This window comes from Paenibacillus sp. FSL P4-0081 (assembly GCF_000758565.1).
GTDB classification, from domain to species: domain Bacteria; phylum Bacillota; class Bacilli; order Paenibacillales; family Paenibacillaceae; genus Paenibacillus_AQ; species Paenibacillus_AQ phytohabitans.
Genome location: NZ_CP009280.1, coordinates 680823 through 696063, shown reverse-complemented (window position 1 = coordinate 696063; position 15241 = coordinate 680823). Strand labels below are relative to the sequence as shown.

Annotated in this window: 21 protein-coding genes and 1 riboswitch; of the genes, 5 read left to right on the top strand and 16 right to left on the bottom strand. The window is 47.2% G+C overall.

All coding sequences use genetic code 11. The annotated features are described in order from the left end of the window. The first annotated feature begins 135 nt into the window (after positions 1–135). Complete coding sequence (locus P40081_RS03110; RefSeq protein ID WP_042133279.1) at positions 136–1038, top strand: CHAD domain-containing protein; 903 nt, start codon at positions 136–138, stop codon at positions 1036–1038. A 178-nt stretch (positions 1039–1216) separates the two neighbouring features. Here the strand turns inward: P40081_RS03110 and P40081_RS03105 are convergent, their stop codons facing one another. The 4 genes from P40081_RS03105 to P40081_RS03090 all read right to left on the bottom strand — a co-directional run bounded on the left by P40081_RS03105 (position 1217) and on the right by P40081_RS03090 (position 3688). Next, entirely contained in the window at positions 1217–1558 is a 342-nt protein-coding gene (locus P40081_RS03105) for a thioredoxin family protein (RefSeq protein ID WP_042133277.1), read from the bottom strand. Between the two features lie 193 nt (positions 1559–1751). Further along, positions 1752–2117: a MerR family transcriptional regulator gene (locus P40081_RS03100; RefSeq protein WP_042133275.1), complete on the bottom strand. Its 366-nt coding sequence runs from the start codon at positions 2115–2117 to the stop codon at positions 1752–1754. Between the two features lie 136 nt (positions 2118–2253). Beyond that, positions 2254–2889 carry a ThuA domain-containing protein gene (locus P40081_RS03095; RefSeq protein ID WP_042133274.1) on the bottom strand — a complete coding sequence of 212 codons (636 nt, stop codon included), beginning with the start codon at positions 2887–2889 and terminating at the stop codon, positions 2254–2256. Between the two features lie 76 nt (positions 2890–2965). After that, the gene (locus P40081_RS03090; RefSeq protein WP_042133272.1) at positions 2966–3688 is read right to left on the bottom strand and encodes an SDR family NAD(P)-dependent oxidoreductase; all 723 of its coding nucleotides are present in this window, start codon (positions 3686–3688) and stop codon (positions 2966–2968) included. 232 nt (positions 3689–3920) lie between these two features. Between P40081_RS03090 and ytxJ the strand changes: the two genes are divergently transcribed. Both ytxJ and P40081_RS03080 read left to right on the top strand, forming a co-directional pair. Next, the gene (gene ytxJ / locus P40081_RS03085; protein ID WP_039306673.1) at positions 3921–4247 is read left to right on the top strand and encodes a bacillithiol system redox-active protein YtxJ; all 327 of its coding nucleotides are present in this window, start codon (positions 3921–3923) and stop codon (positions 4245–4247) included. After that, on the top strand, positions 4244–4486 hold the full coding sequence (locus P40081_RS03080; RefSeq protein ID WP_042133269.1) for a glutaredoxin family protein: 243 nt from the start codon (positions 4244–4246) through the stop codon (positions 4484–4486). Before ytxJ ends, P40081_RS03080 begins: the two co-directional genes overlap by 4 nt. A 72-nt stretch (positions 4487–4558) precedes the next feature. Here the strand turns inward: P40081_RS03080 and P40081_RS03075 are convergent, their stop codons facing one another. Further along, the gene (locus tag P40081_RS03075) at positions 4559–5581 is read right to left on the bottom strand and encodes an oxidoreductase (RefSeq protein ID WP_042140706.1); all 1023 of its coding nucleotides are present in this window, start codon (positions 5579–5581) and stop codon (positions 4559–4561) included. 32 nt (positions 5582–5613) lie between these two features. Continuing rightward, on the bottom strand, positions 5614–6015 hold the full coding sequence (locus P40081_RS03070) for a MerR family transcriptional regulator (RefSeq protein WP_042133267.1): 402 nt from the start codon (positions 6013–6015) through the stop codon (positions 5614–5616). A gap of 603 nt (positions 6016–6618) precedes the next feature. Further along, a riboswitch (cyclic di-AMP (ydaO/yuaA leader) is annotated at positions 6619–6786 on the top strand. Between the two features lie 175 nt (positions 6787–6961). Here P40081_RS03070 and P40081_RS03065 point away from each other — a divergent pair. Beyond that, positions 6962–7408 carry a hypothetical protein gene (locus P40081_RS03065; protein WP_042133266.1) on the top strand — a complete coding sequence of 149 codons (447 nt, stop codon included), beginning with the start codon at positions 6962–6964 and terminating at the stop codon, positions 7406–7408. 299 nt (positions 7409–7707) lie between these two features. Here the strand turns inward: P40081_RS03065 and P40081_RS03060 are convergent, their stop codons facing one another. Together P40081_RS03060 and P40081_RS03055 are read right to left on the bottom strand one after the other, a co-directional pair. Beyond that, positions 7708–7896 (bottom strand): hypothetical protein, encoded by a 189-nt coding sequence (locus tag P40081_RS03060; RefSeq protein ID WP_039306684.1) that lies wholly within the window; start codon positions 7894–7896, stop codon positions 7708–7710. A gap of 102 nt (positions 7897–7998) precedes the next feature. Then, complete coding sequence (locus P40081_RS03055; protein WP_042133264.1) at positions 7999–8295, bottom strand: hypothetical protein; 297 nt, start codon at positions 8293–8295, stop codon at positions 7999–8001. A 125-nt stretch (positions 8296–8420) separates the two neighbouring features. On the opposite strand from P40081_RS03055, the gene P40081_RS03050 reads away from it, so the two are divergent. Next, positions 8421–9050, top strand: coding sequence for a class I SAM-dependent methyltransferase (locus tag P40081_RS03050; RefSeq protein ID WP_042133262.1), 630 nt, complete (start codon positions 8421–8423; stop codon positions 9048–9050). Between the two features lie 74 nt (positions 9051–9124). On the opposite strand, the gene P40081_RS39680 is transcribed toward P40081_RS03050, so the two are convergent. The 8 genes from P40081_RS39680 to P40081_RS03010 all read right to left on the bottom strand — a co-directional run bounded on the left by P40081_RS39680 (position 9125) and on the right by P40081_RS03010 (position 15225). Next, a complete protein-coding gene (locus P40081_RS39680; protein ID WP_269323217.1) occupies positions 9125–9247 on the bottom strand; it encodes a hypothetical protein in 123 nt (40 codons plus the stop codon). Positions 9248–9353: 106 nt separating this feature from the next. Beyond that, positions 9354–10721 carry an ABC transporter substrate-binding protein gene (locus tag P40081_RS03040; RefSeq protein WP_052421647.1) on the bottom strand — a complete coding sequence of 456 codons (1368 nt, stop codon included), beginning with the start codon at positions 10719–10721 and terminating at the stop codon, positions 9354–9356. A gap of 181 nt (positions 10722–10902) precedes the next feature. Next, on the bottom strand, positions 10903–12234 hold the full coding sequence (locus tag P40081_RS03035; protein ID WP_052421646.1) for an ABC transporter substrate-binding protein: 1332 nt from the start codon (positions 12232–12234) through the stop codon (positions 10903–10905). Positions 12235–12359: 125 nt separating this feature from the next. Beyond that, positions 12360–12827, bottom strand: coding sequence for a hypothetical protein (locus P40081_RS03030; RefSeq protein ID WP_042133259.1), 468 nt, complete (start codon positions 12825–12827; stop codon positions 12360–12362). A 10-nt stretch (positions 12828–12837) separates the two neighbouring features. Then, positions 12838–13149, bottom strand: coding sequence for a C39 family peptidase (locus P40081_RS03025; RefSeq protein ID WP_042133257.1), 312 nt, complete (start codon positions 13147–13149; stop codon positions 12838–12840). Further along, positions 13149–13451 (bottom strand): hypothetical protein, encoded by a 303-nt coding sequence (locus P40081_RS03020; RefSeq protein ID WP_042133255.1) that lies wholly within the window; start codon positions 13449–13451, stop codon positions 13149–13151. Before P40081_RS03020 ends, P40081_RS03025 begins: the two co-directional genes overlap by 1 nt. A gap of 8 nt (positions 13452–13459) precedes the next feature. Then, positions 13460–13855 (bottom strand): hypothetical protein, encoded by a 396-nt coding sequence (locus P40081_RS03015; RefSeq protein WP_042133253.1) that lies wholly within the window; start codon positions 13853–13855, stop codon positions 13460–13462. Positions 13856–13875: 20 nt separating this feature from the next. Then, positions 13876–15225, bottom strand: a complete 1350-nt coding sequence (locus tag P40081_RS03010; RefSeq protein WP_042133251.1) for an ABC transporter substrate-binding protein — start codon at positions 15223–15225, stop codon at positions 13876–13878. Positions 15226–15241: the final 16 nt, after the last annotated feature.

The following is a 15241-nucleotide window of genomic DNA, read 5'->3' as shown; positions in this document are numbered from 1 at the left end:
GAAGCCCCTGGTATATGAACTCTGTATTTGAAATGGCGGCTGGAACCCGTTATCCTTAGAGGATAAGAAGATAATCCCAGCCATAAGAATCGCGTTGAAGCTCATGCTATACACAACCCTTAGGAGTGATGCCGCATGACAACCGAACAACTGACAAAGGACAGGCAACTAAGCAAGGCCAGACAATGGGAGCAGGCAATGAACAAGCTGTATATCAACTTCCGGGACTACAGCCAAGATGTGCTGAAGGGCTTCGGAGATGAAGATATTCATCAGGCCAGAGTCAACAGCCGCAAGCTGCTGACGCTCCTGTCCATTCTTGATCCGGGCCATTCGGCTACGGAAGAGTTGTACAGCACATTCAAGCAGGCACAGAAGAAGCTCGGCAAGGTAAGGGACGCAGATGTACTGATCGCATCGTTCAAGGAACGGCGCAAGGCCGCCAAAGAGGCGGGTGATGTCAAAACCGCCGAACTGCTCACAGCAGTAATCAAACACCAGAAGGCCAAGCGGAAGACATTCCGCAAGAAGCTGGAGGATGCGCTTCCCAAGCTGACCGGCAAGGCCCTAGACGCGCAGTGGACCCCTTTTATCGATACACAGCTGGAGCCGCTCGCCGCCAAGAAAGATGCCAATGTGGTCATGCGCGAGCTTGAAGTCGCTTTTGAACAGAAGAAAAAAGCCTGCAAGACCCTGTTCAAGGGGCCTGAGGCTGAATCGAAGGAAGCCTTCGAAGCGCTCCATGAGCTGCGGATTGCCGCCAAGCATCTGCGCTATACCGCTAATGCGGCCGCTTTTGCGCTGAATCAGAAATTCCATGCCCACGAGGCCATCTACAAGGATATTCAAGAGCAGCTCGGGGTGATTAATGATAAGCGCGTGTGGCTCGAAACACTGAATTCCATTGGACGTGAAGAGCTGGATGTCGGTAAAAAAACATGGGCGGCGTTCACCGAAAGTCTGCGCGCAGAGGTACTGGAAGCATTGCACCAGAATGAGGTTGTCCCTGTAGTTCCTGGAGCAGAGAGCACGAAATAGCGGCATTATATATATTCCCGAAAATACAAAGGCAGGACGCTGCATGATCCTCATGCGGCATCCTGCCTTAATTCTTGGGCTGCGAGTGCCAGGAAACGCTGCCTGGGAAGAATCGCGGGCCTGTGCTCCACGATATCCGCGGCAAAGCGGCGCTCCCGCCCCTCCCCGTTACAATACGTTAAAGAGTACCGCGCACCGCTCCGGCAACTTTGTTCAATACACCCTGATATACGGATTTCGGCCGCAGGCCGACCAGCTTCTCCACAGGTTGGCCTCCGCTGTATACGATCACTGTCGGCATGCTCATCACACCGGCTTCCGATGCAAGCTCCGGCAGTTCATCGCAGTCCACCTTAATCATGCTCACGTCATCCCCGTATTCGGAATTCAGCTCTTCCAGAATCGGCAGCAGGGTTCTGCAAGGCGGACACCAGGACGCACCGTAATCCACCAGCACGGTTCCGCCAGCCTTCAGCTGTTCACGCACAGCTCCGGCGTTATCGGCAATTATCATAGCCATCTCAAGCCCTCCTTCAACTCTCAAATGATTAACCTCAATTATATAAGCTGAACTTAAGATACTAACTTAAAGCTTAGTCGTCACTACGGTGAATATTTGGACTTCCGGACGCTATCGCTCCTACAGTTCCAGAATCCCTCTTCGATCCTTCTAGCTTCTTGTTATTTTCTTCTATTCATCTTATCGATCCGCCTTATTCCTCTTCATTCTGCTGCTCATGCAGAATTGAAGCCATCCGGTCCTGCAGGTTCAGCTTGATCTGATTCAGCTCAATCAGCTGGCGTTCAATCTCCTCCAGCTTGCTGCGGTACAGCGGCATTACTTCTGCACAGAACGCCTCTTTATTCTTGAGGACACAGTTCAGGAATCCGGCAATCTCTTCTGTCGACAAGCCAAGATTCAAATACAGCTTAATCGTCTCCACCGTATCCACGGCAAGCGGAGAGTATTCACGGTACCCGTTGTCCTGGCGCAGCGGTTTGATCAGTCCCTGACGCTCATAATATCGTAATGAACGGACGCTTACGCCCGTAAGTGTGGCTAATTCACCTATTTTCATGGTATCCTCCCCGGGGTTCATGAGAAATGGTCTGCACTCAGTATAAACCCTGACACTAGTGTCAGGGTCAAGGTGTTTTTTCAGAATAAACAAAAAAACCAGCCTAAGCATAACTTAAGCTGGCCTCCACATTATCTTACAGCAGTCCCGCTGCCCATAACCCGCCTCTGCGGATCATCTGCCGGAACGGCTCTACCGAGAAGGAAGGCAGATGATGGCCAGGCATCAGGTAGACTACCCGCCCTTGTCCGAATTCATGGCACCAGGCCGCCTGCCGCATAGCCCCTCCATGGGGATATTCTGCGAGAATGGTTGATTCGAAATATGGCAGCTGCTCAAAATAGTACGGCTCATCCTCAATTACAAAGTCATTGATGCCCTGCATAATCGGATGCTCCCGGCTGGAAATCGTCATATGAAGCGCGGTATAGTCCGGATGGTGGGTGAAATGGGCGCCCAGCATTACGCCGAGCTCCTGATTGCGCTGCAGGGAGATCCCGTTATGCACTACGAGCAGACCGCCGCCCCCAGCCACATAAGACAGCAGTGCACCGCTCTGCGCAGCGGATAATTTCTCATCAGAGAATTCAGTATAGGAGACCACCAGCTTGCAGTCCGACAATTGTTCCTTGTTCATCAGCCCGTAATCCTCAGTCGATACGACCTGAAGCTCCGGCTCCAGCAGCTGCTCGATCTCACGGTCTACTCCCGTGAACGGATGATATTTAACCTCGGTATAGCTGCCAAACGCAAGTGCTTTGAAGGAAGTCATTGCATTCACACCTCTCTTGTGCAAAGTTGATCATCTATTATTGCTTAATCCATTATCCCACAAAAGTCCGCTGCTGTTACCAGGGCCAGAGATTGCCGTCCAGATCGATGTACACCGGTTCCTCGCCCAGATATTTCTTATGATCCTGTACGATATTCATGATCTTATACGCTGATTCCTCCGGGGGAATCGGTGCTTCCATATTCTTCTCTCCGCTCATATAAGACTGCAGCCAGCCGGGATGAAAGACCATCACCTGTCCGCCCAGCTTACGCAGATGATTGTGCATCAGCGAGGACTGCATATTCAGCGCCGCCTTCGACATGCAGTAGCCGTACATATTAATTCTTTTGTTCCGGCTGATACTGCCTGCCTCTGAGGAGATGTTAATAATTAGCCGCTGCTTGCCCTGCAGAAGCAATCCCATCAACGCGTTGCTCACCCGGAGTGCGCCGAGCGTATTCACATTATAGAGCTGCGCCATAGCCTCATCATCCATATCCACGAGCATTGTAGCATTGTCCGCCTGGTGGATAATACCGGCATTGTTGATAATAATATCGATGTGTCCTGTACTGCCGGCAATACTCCGCGCTGCCTCTTTCACGCTCTCTGCGCTGCCGATATCAAGAGGGACCAGCATCAGAGTGTCCTGGTATTGCGCTTTCAAAGCCTCTAGTGCCTCCACTTCCGGTAAATACCGGCCGGCAAACACTGTGTATTTATTCTCAAGAAGAAAGCGTACCAGATAAAACCCGAGCCCGCGGTCGGCACCGGTTACAAAAGCGACCCTTTTCATGAATTGCACACCCCCTCATACCTGCTTATTTATGCGCAGAGCGTTGCTGCATCACTCTCACATTAGCATGGCAATAGGGCTTAATCAACATCCCGTAAGGGAGGGGGATAAGCCTGCTGAACATTCTTTTGCTTTAATTTTGAACTATGTTACAATCAAGAATAATAGTTGTTAACAACACAATTGTTGACAAGATGCTTTCTAAATTCTATTCCAGGAAGGTGATCCTCTGATGTCTATTCAACAAATCCATACACTGGATGAACTGCAACAATACGTAGGGCAACCCGGCAAAAAATTGCTCTTCAAGCACAGCACCACCTGCCCGATCAGTGCCAAAGCAAATGAGGAGTTCCAGGCCTATACACAGAATTCCGACACGCCTGCCGCCATTGTACATGTTATCGAAGACCGTCCGGTCTCCAATCAGATTGCCGAGGATTTCGGGATTAAGCATGAATCGCCGCAGATTTTCCTGCTGGAGGATGGTGAGGTCCGCTGGAACACTTCCCACTGGAAAATCACCCGTGGCGCCATCAAGGAAGCTGTGGAGCAATGAGCCAGAACGTAATCATCTATTCCACATCCGGCTGCAGCGACTGCAATCAGGTGAAGCAGCTGCTTGAGAGCAAGGGCATTCCCTTCGAAGTCAGAGATGTGATGACCAGTACCGTCTATCAGGAAGAAGTCGAGAAGCTGGGCTTCATGGGTGTTCCAGTCACCGTATCCGGAGACCGGGCTGTCAAGGGCTTCAATCTTCCTGAGCTTCAGGAGCTTATTGAGGCAGCGGTACAGTAAGGATTCAGTCAGTTATGCAAAATGGTGCCGCCCTCTTTACAGGGCCGGCACCATTTTTGTCGTTCAGATCTGTCAGGCCGGGAATGTAACCCCCGTCATAGCTTCACTCAGCTCCCACAGCGTCAGAGCGTTGCCCGGATCAATCGCCCAGTCCTGCACCCCAGGCTGGTGCGAATCCCCGGACTCCGCTACAGGAGCGATGTCAGCATCCTCGCAATACACGCCGCCCTTGCCGTCGAGCAGCGGACTCACCGCGCACCAGACACTGGTCGCGGCTCCCTGCTGGACCGTCTTCATATGACTTGTACGCCCGGCCGGAATGCGGTTGCCCGCTTCATCCAGCGCCCCCATGCCGCGCAGCTCGTCATCCGACAGATGCCGGGCCAGATCGGTCAGGATGCTGCCGGGATGCACGGAGAATGCCCGGACACCATGTGCTTGCCCGCGTTTGTCCAGTTCAAGGGCGAACAGCACATTGGCGGACTTCGACTGGCCGTAGGCTGTCCATTTCTCATAGGCTCTACGCTCAAAATTCACGTCTGCGAAATCAACACCGGCAATGCGATGGCCGCGTGAAGATACGGAGACTACCCGCGCGCCTCCGCCCTGCACCAGCGCCGGCCAGAGCCGGGCCGCCAGCTGGAAATGCCCCAGATGGTTGGTCGCGAACTGCGCTTCGTACCCGCGGCTGTCGCGGGCCAGCGGCGAGGCCATGATGCCTGCGCTGTGAATCAGCATATGCAGCGGCCGGCCGGAGTCCAGGAACCGCTGCGCGAAGGCATCCACAGATGCCGGGTCCAGCAAATCCAGCGCCTCCAGCTCGACACCGGGAATCCCGGCAAGGGCAAGCCGGGCCTTCTCCGGTGTCCGAACGGGAACTATCACAGTGGCCCCCGCGGCAGCCAGGACACGTGTGGTCTCCAGGCCCAGGCCGGAGTAGCCGCCGGTCACGACCGCTATTTTACCGCTCAGATTATGGCCTTGGATTACTTGCTCTGCCGTAGTGTCCGGACCCCATCCGGAAGGAATCGGTCGCTGCATAAACTTCGTATTACTCGCCTCATTGTTTGTCTCATTGTTCGACTCTTTACTCATCCCGCTTTTCAGCTCCGTATTCATCCCAATTTTCACACTTCGTTCCTCCTCTGTTCCATTTCCGCGATGAACCTGCCGTCCTTAAGCTCCCGGAAGTTCTTCAGCTTGTATTTCATAAGCTCCAGTGCCGCCGTAAGTTCCGTAAGCTGCTCTTCAATCAACGTTTTATGCCCGTCCAGCACACTGTAGCATTCCTCGTAGTCCTCTTCCGCTGAAGCCCTGATATATTCTTGAATGGTGCGCAGCGGCATATGGGTTCTTTTGAGAATAGCGACGAAATGCACCCGGTCCAGCTCACGCCTGCTGTATGCCCGCTGGCCGTTCTCCTTGCGGCTTGCCGGGGGCAGGAGCTTGATTTTCTCATAATAGCGGATGGTATCCTGGCTGAGTCCTGTCCGCTCTGCTACCTCGGCGATCGTAAAAACAGGCTCCATTGGCTGCTGGCCTCCTTCCTAATCTAGCTTCTTAATCCAGCTTCTTAGTTTGGCTTTCAGTCTTGGTAATTTACTGACCGTCTGCCCTTACAGAATCAAATGATAATCCCTGGAGTAGGGTCCAAGTCAAGCATTCGGGAAGCGGGAATTAGGCCTTCCCGGATGTATAGTTTGTGCGGCTAGAAAGGTACACTTTTCGTAGAATCAGGCTCTAATTCAGGTACAAATTGTAAACCGCCATAATTACTCTAATAACACATTCACGAATCTATTTGCCAGACGGGTAACGCTTACTTCATCTTCAATCTCTCATTATCTCCCGATTACTCACTAATACGCCATTTCACAAAAAATCAATATCGACGGCGTTTCCGGTCTAACGCATTAATATTTCCGGAGTTCCCTCACCGCTACCTCCCAAAAATAAAAAACGGCGATTGAGCGAGATAAACGGATGATAATCGGCCACATATATGGTTTTAGTCTCCAATATTCCTCGCGAAGCAGCAATTTATTGCAAATCCGGCGCAGAAGCACTCTTTTCCATTTTTACAAAGACAATCCTGAAAGGGTATGATTCGTGTTGAAAGTTACCAGCGATAATGTGAATGCACGCTGAATTTCCGCCAAGCGGAAAACGGGGGAACCATCAGGCCGCAGGCCTACTTGGGGTGAATCCGAAGGAGACTTCAATTACGCAGTCTCAAAAGGTAGGGCGACTCTCACCGTCCGAATCCGACAGCTAACCCCGTAAGCGTAAAGAGAGAGATCTTGATCCGCCACGATTTTGCCCCAGGCTTCTTACGCCTGTAACAAAACCGCAGCAGAGGTCCTCCTCTGTCTGCGGTTTTTTGCGCACTTATTCCGGCGGATCAGCATTTCGGCAAACCTATCAACTACATATCCAAACTATAAATCGCCCACATTCAGGAAGGAACGTGTCCACATGCCAGACCCATTATCGTCCAATGCAGTTCCCGCTGCCGGATTCACCAGCTATATTGAGCAATATAGCGGAACCATCTATGCGCTAAGCTGTCTCCTGCTGGAGAAGGGCGCCCGCGCCGATCAAGCCGCAATTGCTACATTCGCGGCACTCTATGAGCCTTGGCTCAAGGGCAGCATCCAAGCAGATGCTTACTCCCTTGCCGCCTACAGGGAATGCATCCGGCAATGCTCGCTGGTTGCTCAAGACCGCGGCCGCTGCTCTTCTGCCCTGCTCACCTGGGAGGATCAGATCGCCAGCGCCTTATGGTACGGCATCCAGCTGCCGCTGCCCGAGATCAGCCTCATCCTGCAGCGAAGCGTTCCTGAGCTGAAAGCGCAGCTCAGAGGGATTCGCGAACAGATGGCTGCTGCGCGGCCAGCTGTCCCGCGTCCGTCGGCGGGATAATAGGGAAGATGGCTAGGCCTGCAACAATAGACTCAATCATGCCACTGCGATCCATGCGGACTCAGAGGACCTTAACTAACCAGTTTCGCCTCATTTTGAGCTCCTTCGAACAATATAAGCGCGCCTGAGTCCGCAACGGGCAAAAAAGCAGGCTTTTTCACAAAATAAGGTCCTCTCAGTCCGCGTAGCAAGCGCTGCATAGAGTAAATCCGCTGACGTCGTACATATTAATAAAAGCCGCAGCATCCGCCACGGCTCTCCATTTGCTAATGCTATGCTATCTGTTCCAGTGCCAGAAATCAGCGCTTGCCCTTGCCGCCCTTGGCGAACCGCCAAAAAGCCATGCAGCATCCGAGCAGCCCGACGCCCAGCAAGATGGTCTGCAGTGCTCCCAGCCAGGTTGATTTGTCCGACGGGATCAGGCTGCTGATAATGATCAGCAGGATGGAGACCACGACCAGCACGGGGGTTTGTCTACTTTTTTTCACAAAAAATCACCACTCCTAATTACTAATATTACTAAGGTACACTATCTGCGGGGGTTTAACCAGTTTAGAGTGGTTTGTGATCACTCTATAGAACAGCATTATTTATAAGCCCGTTTCATCACTACAGGTCATCCACCTTCCATATCCCATCATTTTAATCATTGAATAGACAGCGGTATCATCACTCCCGTTATCCCAGGACCTGTCCACTACCACTTCGTATTCATCAGCGTTTATTTTATTCATTTCATTAATTTCGTAATCTGTTATATTTGCCGTCTCCTTGCTGATTTCAGCATACAGAGCCTTCCTTTCATCTATCGTCTTACTTTCTGAGGTATCTCCGGAACACCACATGTGCACTTTCGCAATGAAATCATCCAGATAGCTCACTACCACACTGTTCAACTCCGGATCATCACTTAGCTAAAATACGAAGGTTAACAATAACATTGCAAATTGGTTCTATCGTAGATATAATATGTCCGTAATAACTATTTAGTGTAATTAAAGGAGATCGGGCTATGACGGAGTTCTGGGAAGCAAGCTTCATAGAAAAACAAACGATGTGGGGATTTGAACCTTCTGACTCGGCAATCTTAACCAAGGATTTTTTCCTTGAAAAGAATGTTAAAGACATCCTGATTCCCGGCATTGGATATGGCAGAAATGCAAAGGTTTTTATGGACAATGGTATAGATGTTACTGGTATTGAAATTTCGCAAACAGCGATTGATCTGGCGAGGCAGCGCGGGCTGGATATGAATGTTTACCACGGCTCGGTAACCGACATGCCATTTGACAACAAACTCTATGACGGTATTTTCTGCTATGCACTGATTCACTTATTGGATCAGCGTGAGCGGGAGAAGTTCATTCAGGATTGTTATAATCAGCTGAAGCCGGGAGGATATATGGTCTTTACAACGGTATCCAAAAAAGCACCAATGTACGGTAAGGGCGTCCAACTGGATACAGACTATTTCGAAATCATGGACCGAGTGAAAATGTTTTTTTATGATGCTGACTCCATTCAACAAGACTTTGCCAACTATGGCCTGGTCGAGATATCAGAAATAGATGAGCCCGGTAAGAATATGAAAAACAAACCTTCCATAAACTTCTTATTTGTAAAATGTAAAAAGGAAGGATAGCGCTCCAAGCGCACTGTCTGCATAAGTAAAAAAAGCCCACCCGCCTCCCCCGGCGAATGGGCTTTGATCTATGTTTACTGGCTGCGCTTCTGATATCTGCCAAAGGCTATGATGGTCACCACTATACCCACAATGCCTATACCCGTTAGCATCCCTTGCGTGAAATCTATCAGGTTGCTTCCGTTAGAAACTAACATTCGGCCCGCCTTTAGTGAAAGAAAAGAAGGGAATTGTAATAATGTGTGTTCCAATCTGGTAAGTTGATGATTAAATGATCCTGATTTCAGAAACACATTGTGTTAATTACCTTTTCATCTGAGCCTTTGCCACTTTATCAGCAGCAGCTTGTGTTTGTGTTTGAATTGCAGCAGTAGCTTTGTCTAATGTTTTCTTCCCGTTTACTACCTGTGTCAGTTCTTCAGATAGTATTGACCAAAAATCCAATTCCAAATCTGGTGACTTGTTCATGAGCGCATAACTTGTAATAGATGAATTGAAGTTAGGTTTTAATTTATAGAATGCATCCAGCTTGTAACCAGAATACTCTTTAACCATGCGGGACAGAGGTGCACCTATACTATTATTAGAGTTGTTAGGTTTGTAGTATTCGTTAGCGTGGTCATCCCCATTGAAATATTTAATGAACTCCCAAGCGGCATCCAGATTCGATGCACCTGCTGGAATAGCCAAAATCTCAGAACCAAACACATATCCTGTTGACTTCCGGTCCTTAGAATCCGCAGGGCCGGCAGCCATACCAAGCGTAAACGGTTTATAATTCTTTACATTGCTATTTGCTGCTTGCAAGGACTGCAGCTGACTGATAGAGGCTACTATCATAGCGGATCGTCCCATAATGAACGGGCTGCTTTCCAGGTAACTTTTGCCCGACAGAGTGATTCTTTCGTCAAGTACCCCCGACTTCGTAGCCTCGACAGACAGGCGATAGGCATTTTTCCACGACGCTGTATTCGCAGTAGCCTTAAGAGTATTTGGATCAATATACGTTAATCCTTCTGTTCTGGCAATATCCATTACCAAATTGCTGGACCCAAAGGAGCTTAGACCCCAAATTCGGGTGTTCTTATCTCCTGTAGTAGGGAATTCACCAGCAAGTTTCAATATTTCTTCCCACGTCATTCCGTCACTTGGTGCTTTAACATGGTGCTTTTTAAATAAATCCGCATTATACAGAAGAGCATACGACTCCACCTTTAGGCTTAACCCATAAAGTTTGCCGCCGCCTTGTTCCTTCAATTCAGCAAGCAAGCCAGGGTACACTGTTGTCATGTCATACTGATCCCGTTCAATTAACGGTTCTAAATCTGCCAGCTTTTTATCTTTAGACATTTGCTGGTAATCATAGGGGGGCAGCATTACAAGATCCGGTGAATACTTTTGGATCGCCGAATTGTAATCTGTAACCGAACCTGAACCTGTAGGTGCAAAGACTTCGATGTCTGTATCCGGGTAGTTCTTACTGAACTGGTTCCCGTACGTCCTATTGAAATCATCAGCGTTCCAATACAATACTTTTAAAGTATCTTTCGTATCTGCCTGGCTATTCGAATTTGCGGAAACCAGTTGACCTGTGGCAAGACCTGCTGAGGTACCGATCAACATCACACTGAAACTAGTAAGCATGATCTTCTGTATCATATTTTTCTTCAAAAATAAAGCCTCCACTCATTTGTTATTTCAAACGGTTATTCACTTGGATGGACTCAAGTATAGAATAGAAAGCTTATAAGCCAGCTACTGAAATCCTTATCATTTCCTTAAATAAGGCTGAGAAGTGCGGACAAAAAGGAACCCATTCTCAGATAGAAGCTATCTAAGAATGGGGCCTGGGTTATTTCTTCGCTTTTTGCTTTTTCACAGCCTCATCAAGGCTCTTTTGAACCTGTGTTTGAATGGAAGCCAGCGCTTTGTCTAGTGTCTTTTTGTTGCTTATTACCTGTTTAACTTCACTCTGCAGGATAAGTGAATACTGTGCATTGTTAAATGGAACTCCTATTGGATTAACATATGGTGGTGTTTCCAGGTTTGGTTTTAATTTATAGAAGGCCTCCATACTAAATCCTTTGTATTCTTTACTATAATCCATCCGTGACAGGGAATAATCTGAAAGCATCTCGGACTTAAATTTAGCAAAATCCGCTCCGTTATAGAATTTGACGAAATCCCAAGCAAGATCTTTATTAGATGAACTAGCCGGAATCGCAAAGATTGAATCAAGATGAATGTTTCGTGTCATGTTCCGGTTCTTAGGATCGGCAGGACCCGCAGCAATTTTAACGGTAAACGGTTTGTACTTTGCTATAGCAGATTTATTTGCAGTTACCCCCTTTAAAGTATTCATACTAGTCGTACTTACTGTCATAGCCGCTCTTCCCATAAGGAAAGGGTCCACATCATATCCACTTTTATTTGAGCCTTCTATGGTATTGGATTTTATCGCAGTGATAGCCATACTGAATACCCTTTTCCAAGCGGCTGTATTCATAGTTACTTTAAGTGTATCAGGATTATAACGGGTTAACCCTTCAGAAGTTGCTATATCATTGATCAAATAGGTGTAATTATCAAGCGGATAGTGAAGTCCCCAGATACGGGTGTCCTTATTTCCTTTAGTTGGGAATTTCGCGGATAGTTTCAGTATTTCTTCCCAAGTCATTCCGTCCTTCGGTAAGGGGACATTATATTTTTTGAATAAGTCTACATTGTAAAAAAGGGATTCTGTGTTGAAGCGCGGACTTAGCCCGTAGAGCTTTCCATTCACTTTGAGTGCGTCCAACAATCCAGGATATAGGGTTGCAGTGTTATAGTTGTCACTCTTGATTAACTGTCCCAGTTCTGCTAACTGGTTCTCCTTGGACATCTGCTTATATTCAAGGGTGTTCAACATGACAACATCTGGCGATTGCTTGGCGATAAAAGCTTTTAAGTCTGATTTCCCATCCCATTTCACTTCCTGAATCTGAGTATCGGGAAATTGCGCTTTGAACAAGTTCTCATCGAAATAATATTTGTCTTCGTACAGCACCTTTAGAGTTTGTTTCGTGTTAACCTGGGTGTTTGAATTAGCAGAAGCTTTTGGGTCTTGGCTAAAGCCTGCTGAAATAGCCAATAGCATAAAGCTCAAACTAACGATTACTGACTTTTTTAAAATAGTTCTCTTCAAAATAATACCTCCACTCCTTTATTGTTAAAACGATTATCTGTTTGTACTGAGCTAAGTATATAAGAGAAAACTTATCAGCCAGCTACCGAAATCCTTATCATTTCCTTAAAGCCTCCATATCAACCTTAGGGTTGATATGGAGGGACTTCCATTACCTTTAATCTACCGTCAACTCTTTTAACTGTGTAGGTGAACTTATCAGTGATTGTGTCGAACTCCTGTGTCTGGAACAAGGTTCCGTCTTCATGCTTTAACGTAATCACGAATTTACATTCATCCTTGCTTACCTCGGTCTGATCAACAATCTCTTTAAGGGAGATGTCAGGAATCAGCTCCAGATACTGATTGAATAATTCTTGCTCATCGTCAGGATCTGTTTCAGGAGATAAATTCATGAGCCCCTGGTAGCTGCCGCCGTATAACTCGACCAAAGTTTCAGCATCTTTATTAGCGATGGCCCGCATGTATTGCTCCAACGTATGTTGCAGATTCTCATCGGGACTTATTTTATCTGGGTTCGCCTCATTATTGCTGCTACATCCCACAAGGAAGAAAGCACAGATGACGCATGCGAATATAATTTTCTTCATCATTCATTTCCTCCTATTCTCCCGGAGGTATTATATAATACCTCGGTAGATGCCTTTCCATATCAAGCAACACGGTCTCGGCATCCTTTAAATATTCCAGATAGCCAAAAGGCCCCATCATGTTGTAATTCGGGTCAGAGACGATGAACTGGACATGGTTTCCTAACTTCCAGTAGCCCTTGATCATAGACGAGTGTCCCTCTGGAATGTCCAGTTCCCTAAACATGACATATAAGATATTCCCTTTATCCAAATGATCTAACATCTTATCCAAATCAACTGTAGTATCAAAAGCATCAGTGAACTCCAAGCCATACTGCAGCATTACATTCTCGGCAACCACATCAGGGCGGCCAGTGCAGCTACAACCGAACCATACGGTGCCTTAGACTCTTGCAGCTTCATATCTGACCGAAGAGTAGCGTCATAAACAATCGCCGGCATAAAAGACCAATCATCCCAGTTGCCGGTTTTTCCAGGCTCAAAGTTCCCAGACTCCGACCAGAAGAAAAATCCGCTCGATTTCCATGCATTGATATCTTCCGTATCCTTTGGCTTGGAGGCTGGAACCGCTTGTATTTCTCCAAATATAGCTTCATAAGCCGATACTAACATTTCAGCTGCCATCAGCCTAGTCAGTCGCTGATCCGATGCCGCTTCACCTTCCAGCTATCAGGTGGCAAATCAGGAAGCTCAAGACCCTTTTGTCTTAAATAATCTACTTCCTTTTCAAAAGCTGTTGTCTTCAGAACACCCTTTTCCAACTCCGCCAGATTGTCCGAGTCTGGTGTCTGTTCCTTCGGCAAATTACAAGCAGTGGAACCAAGAACAAGTGCCGCTACACTAATAAATATAAATACTTTTTTCATATACATAGCAACCTTATACTTCAAGATTCCACCCCCGCTTCGTTCTTCTAAGAACAACATTACAGTCCAAACAACATAGAGGGGCACTTGCTTTCCGCAGGAGCCCCCCTCAGATACCGTGCATTCTTTGACACCCAAAAGGCTTATAAAAATATTTTTCATATCTCCATGATTCTTTATCTCTATCTCTTTGTCTTTTGAGCCTTTGCCAGTTTATCAGCATCAGCTTGAGTGCTTGATTGAATAGCAGCAGTTGCTTTGTCCAATGTTTTCTTCCCGTTTACTACCTGTGCCAGTTCTTTAAATAGAACTGACCGGAAATTTAATTCAAAATTTGCTGACTTGTTCATGAGAGCATAACTTGTACTAGCTGAATCCAAATTTGGTTTTAATTTATAGTACGCATCCAGCTTGTAACCAGAGTACTCCTTAACCATGCGGGACAGAGGAGCACCTATATTATTACCAGTGGTATTGGGTTTATAGTATTCGTTAGCGTAGTCATCCCCATTGAAATATTTGATGTAATCCCAAGCGGCATCCACATTCGATGCACCTGCCGGAATCGCGAATATCTCAGTAATACGAACGTCTCCTGTTGACTTCCGGTCCTTAGAATCCGAAGGGCCGGCAGCAATACCAAGCGTAAACGGTTTATAATTCTTTACATTATTTTTTGCTTTTTGCAAGGACTGCAGCTGACTGATAGAGGCTACTATCATAGCGGATCGTCCCATAATGAACGGGCTGCTCTCCAAATAACTTTTACCCGGCAGAGTGATCCTTTCGTCAAGCACCCCCGACTTCGTGGCCTCGCTCGCTATACGATAGGCATTTTTCCACGCAGCTGTATTCGCAGTAGCCTTAAGAGTATTTGGATCGATATATATTAATCCTTCCGTTTTTGCAATATCCATTACCAAATTGCTGGATCCGGAGGCGCTTAGGCCCCAAATTCGGGTATTCTTATCCCCTTTAGTAGGGAATTTCTTAGCAAGCTTCAATATTTCTTCCCACGTCATTCCTTCACTTGGTGCTTTAACCTTGTGCTTTTTAAATAAATCAGCATTATACAAAAGAGCATACGACTCCGTTTTTGGGCTTAACCCGTAAAGTTTACCGCCGCCTTGTTCCTTTAATTCGGCAAGCAAGCCTGGGTATACTGTTGTCATGTTATACTGATCCCGTTTAATTAACGGTTCTAAATCTGTCAGCTTTTTATCTTTAGACATTTCTTTGTACTGGTATGGGGGCAGCAATACAAGATCTGGTGAATACTTTTGGATAGCTCCGTTGTAATCCGTAATCGCACTCGAACCTGTAGGTGTAACTACTTGGATGTCTGTATCCGGGTACTTCTTACTGAACAGATTCCCATACGTCCTATTGAAATCGTCTGCGTTCCAGTACAATACTTTTAAGGTATCTTTGGTATTTGACTGGCTGTCCGAATTTGCAGAGGCTGCTGAAGTACCGAATAGCATCACACTGAGACTAGCCAGCATGACCTTCTGCAATAAATTGTGTATCAAAAATAAAACCTCCACT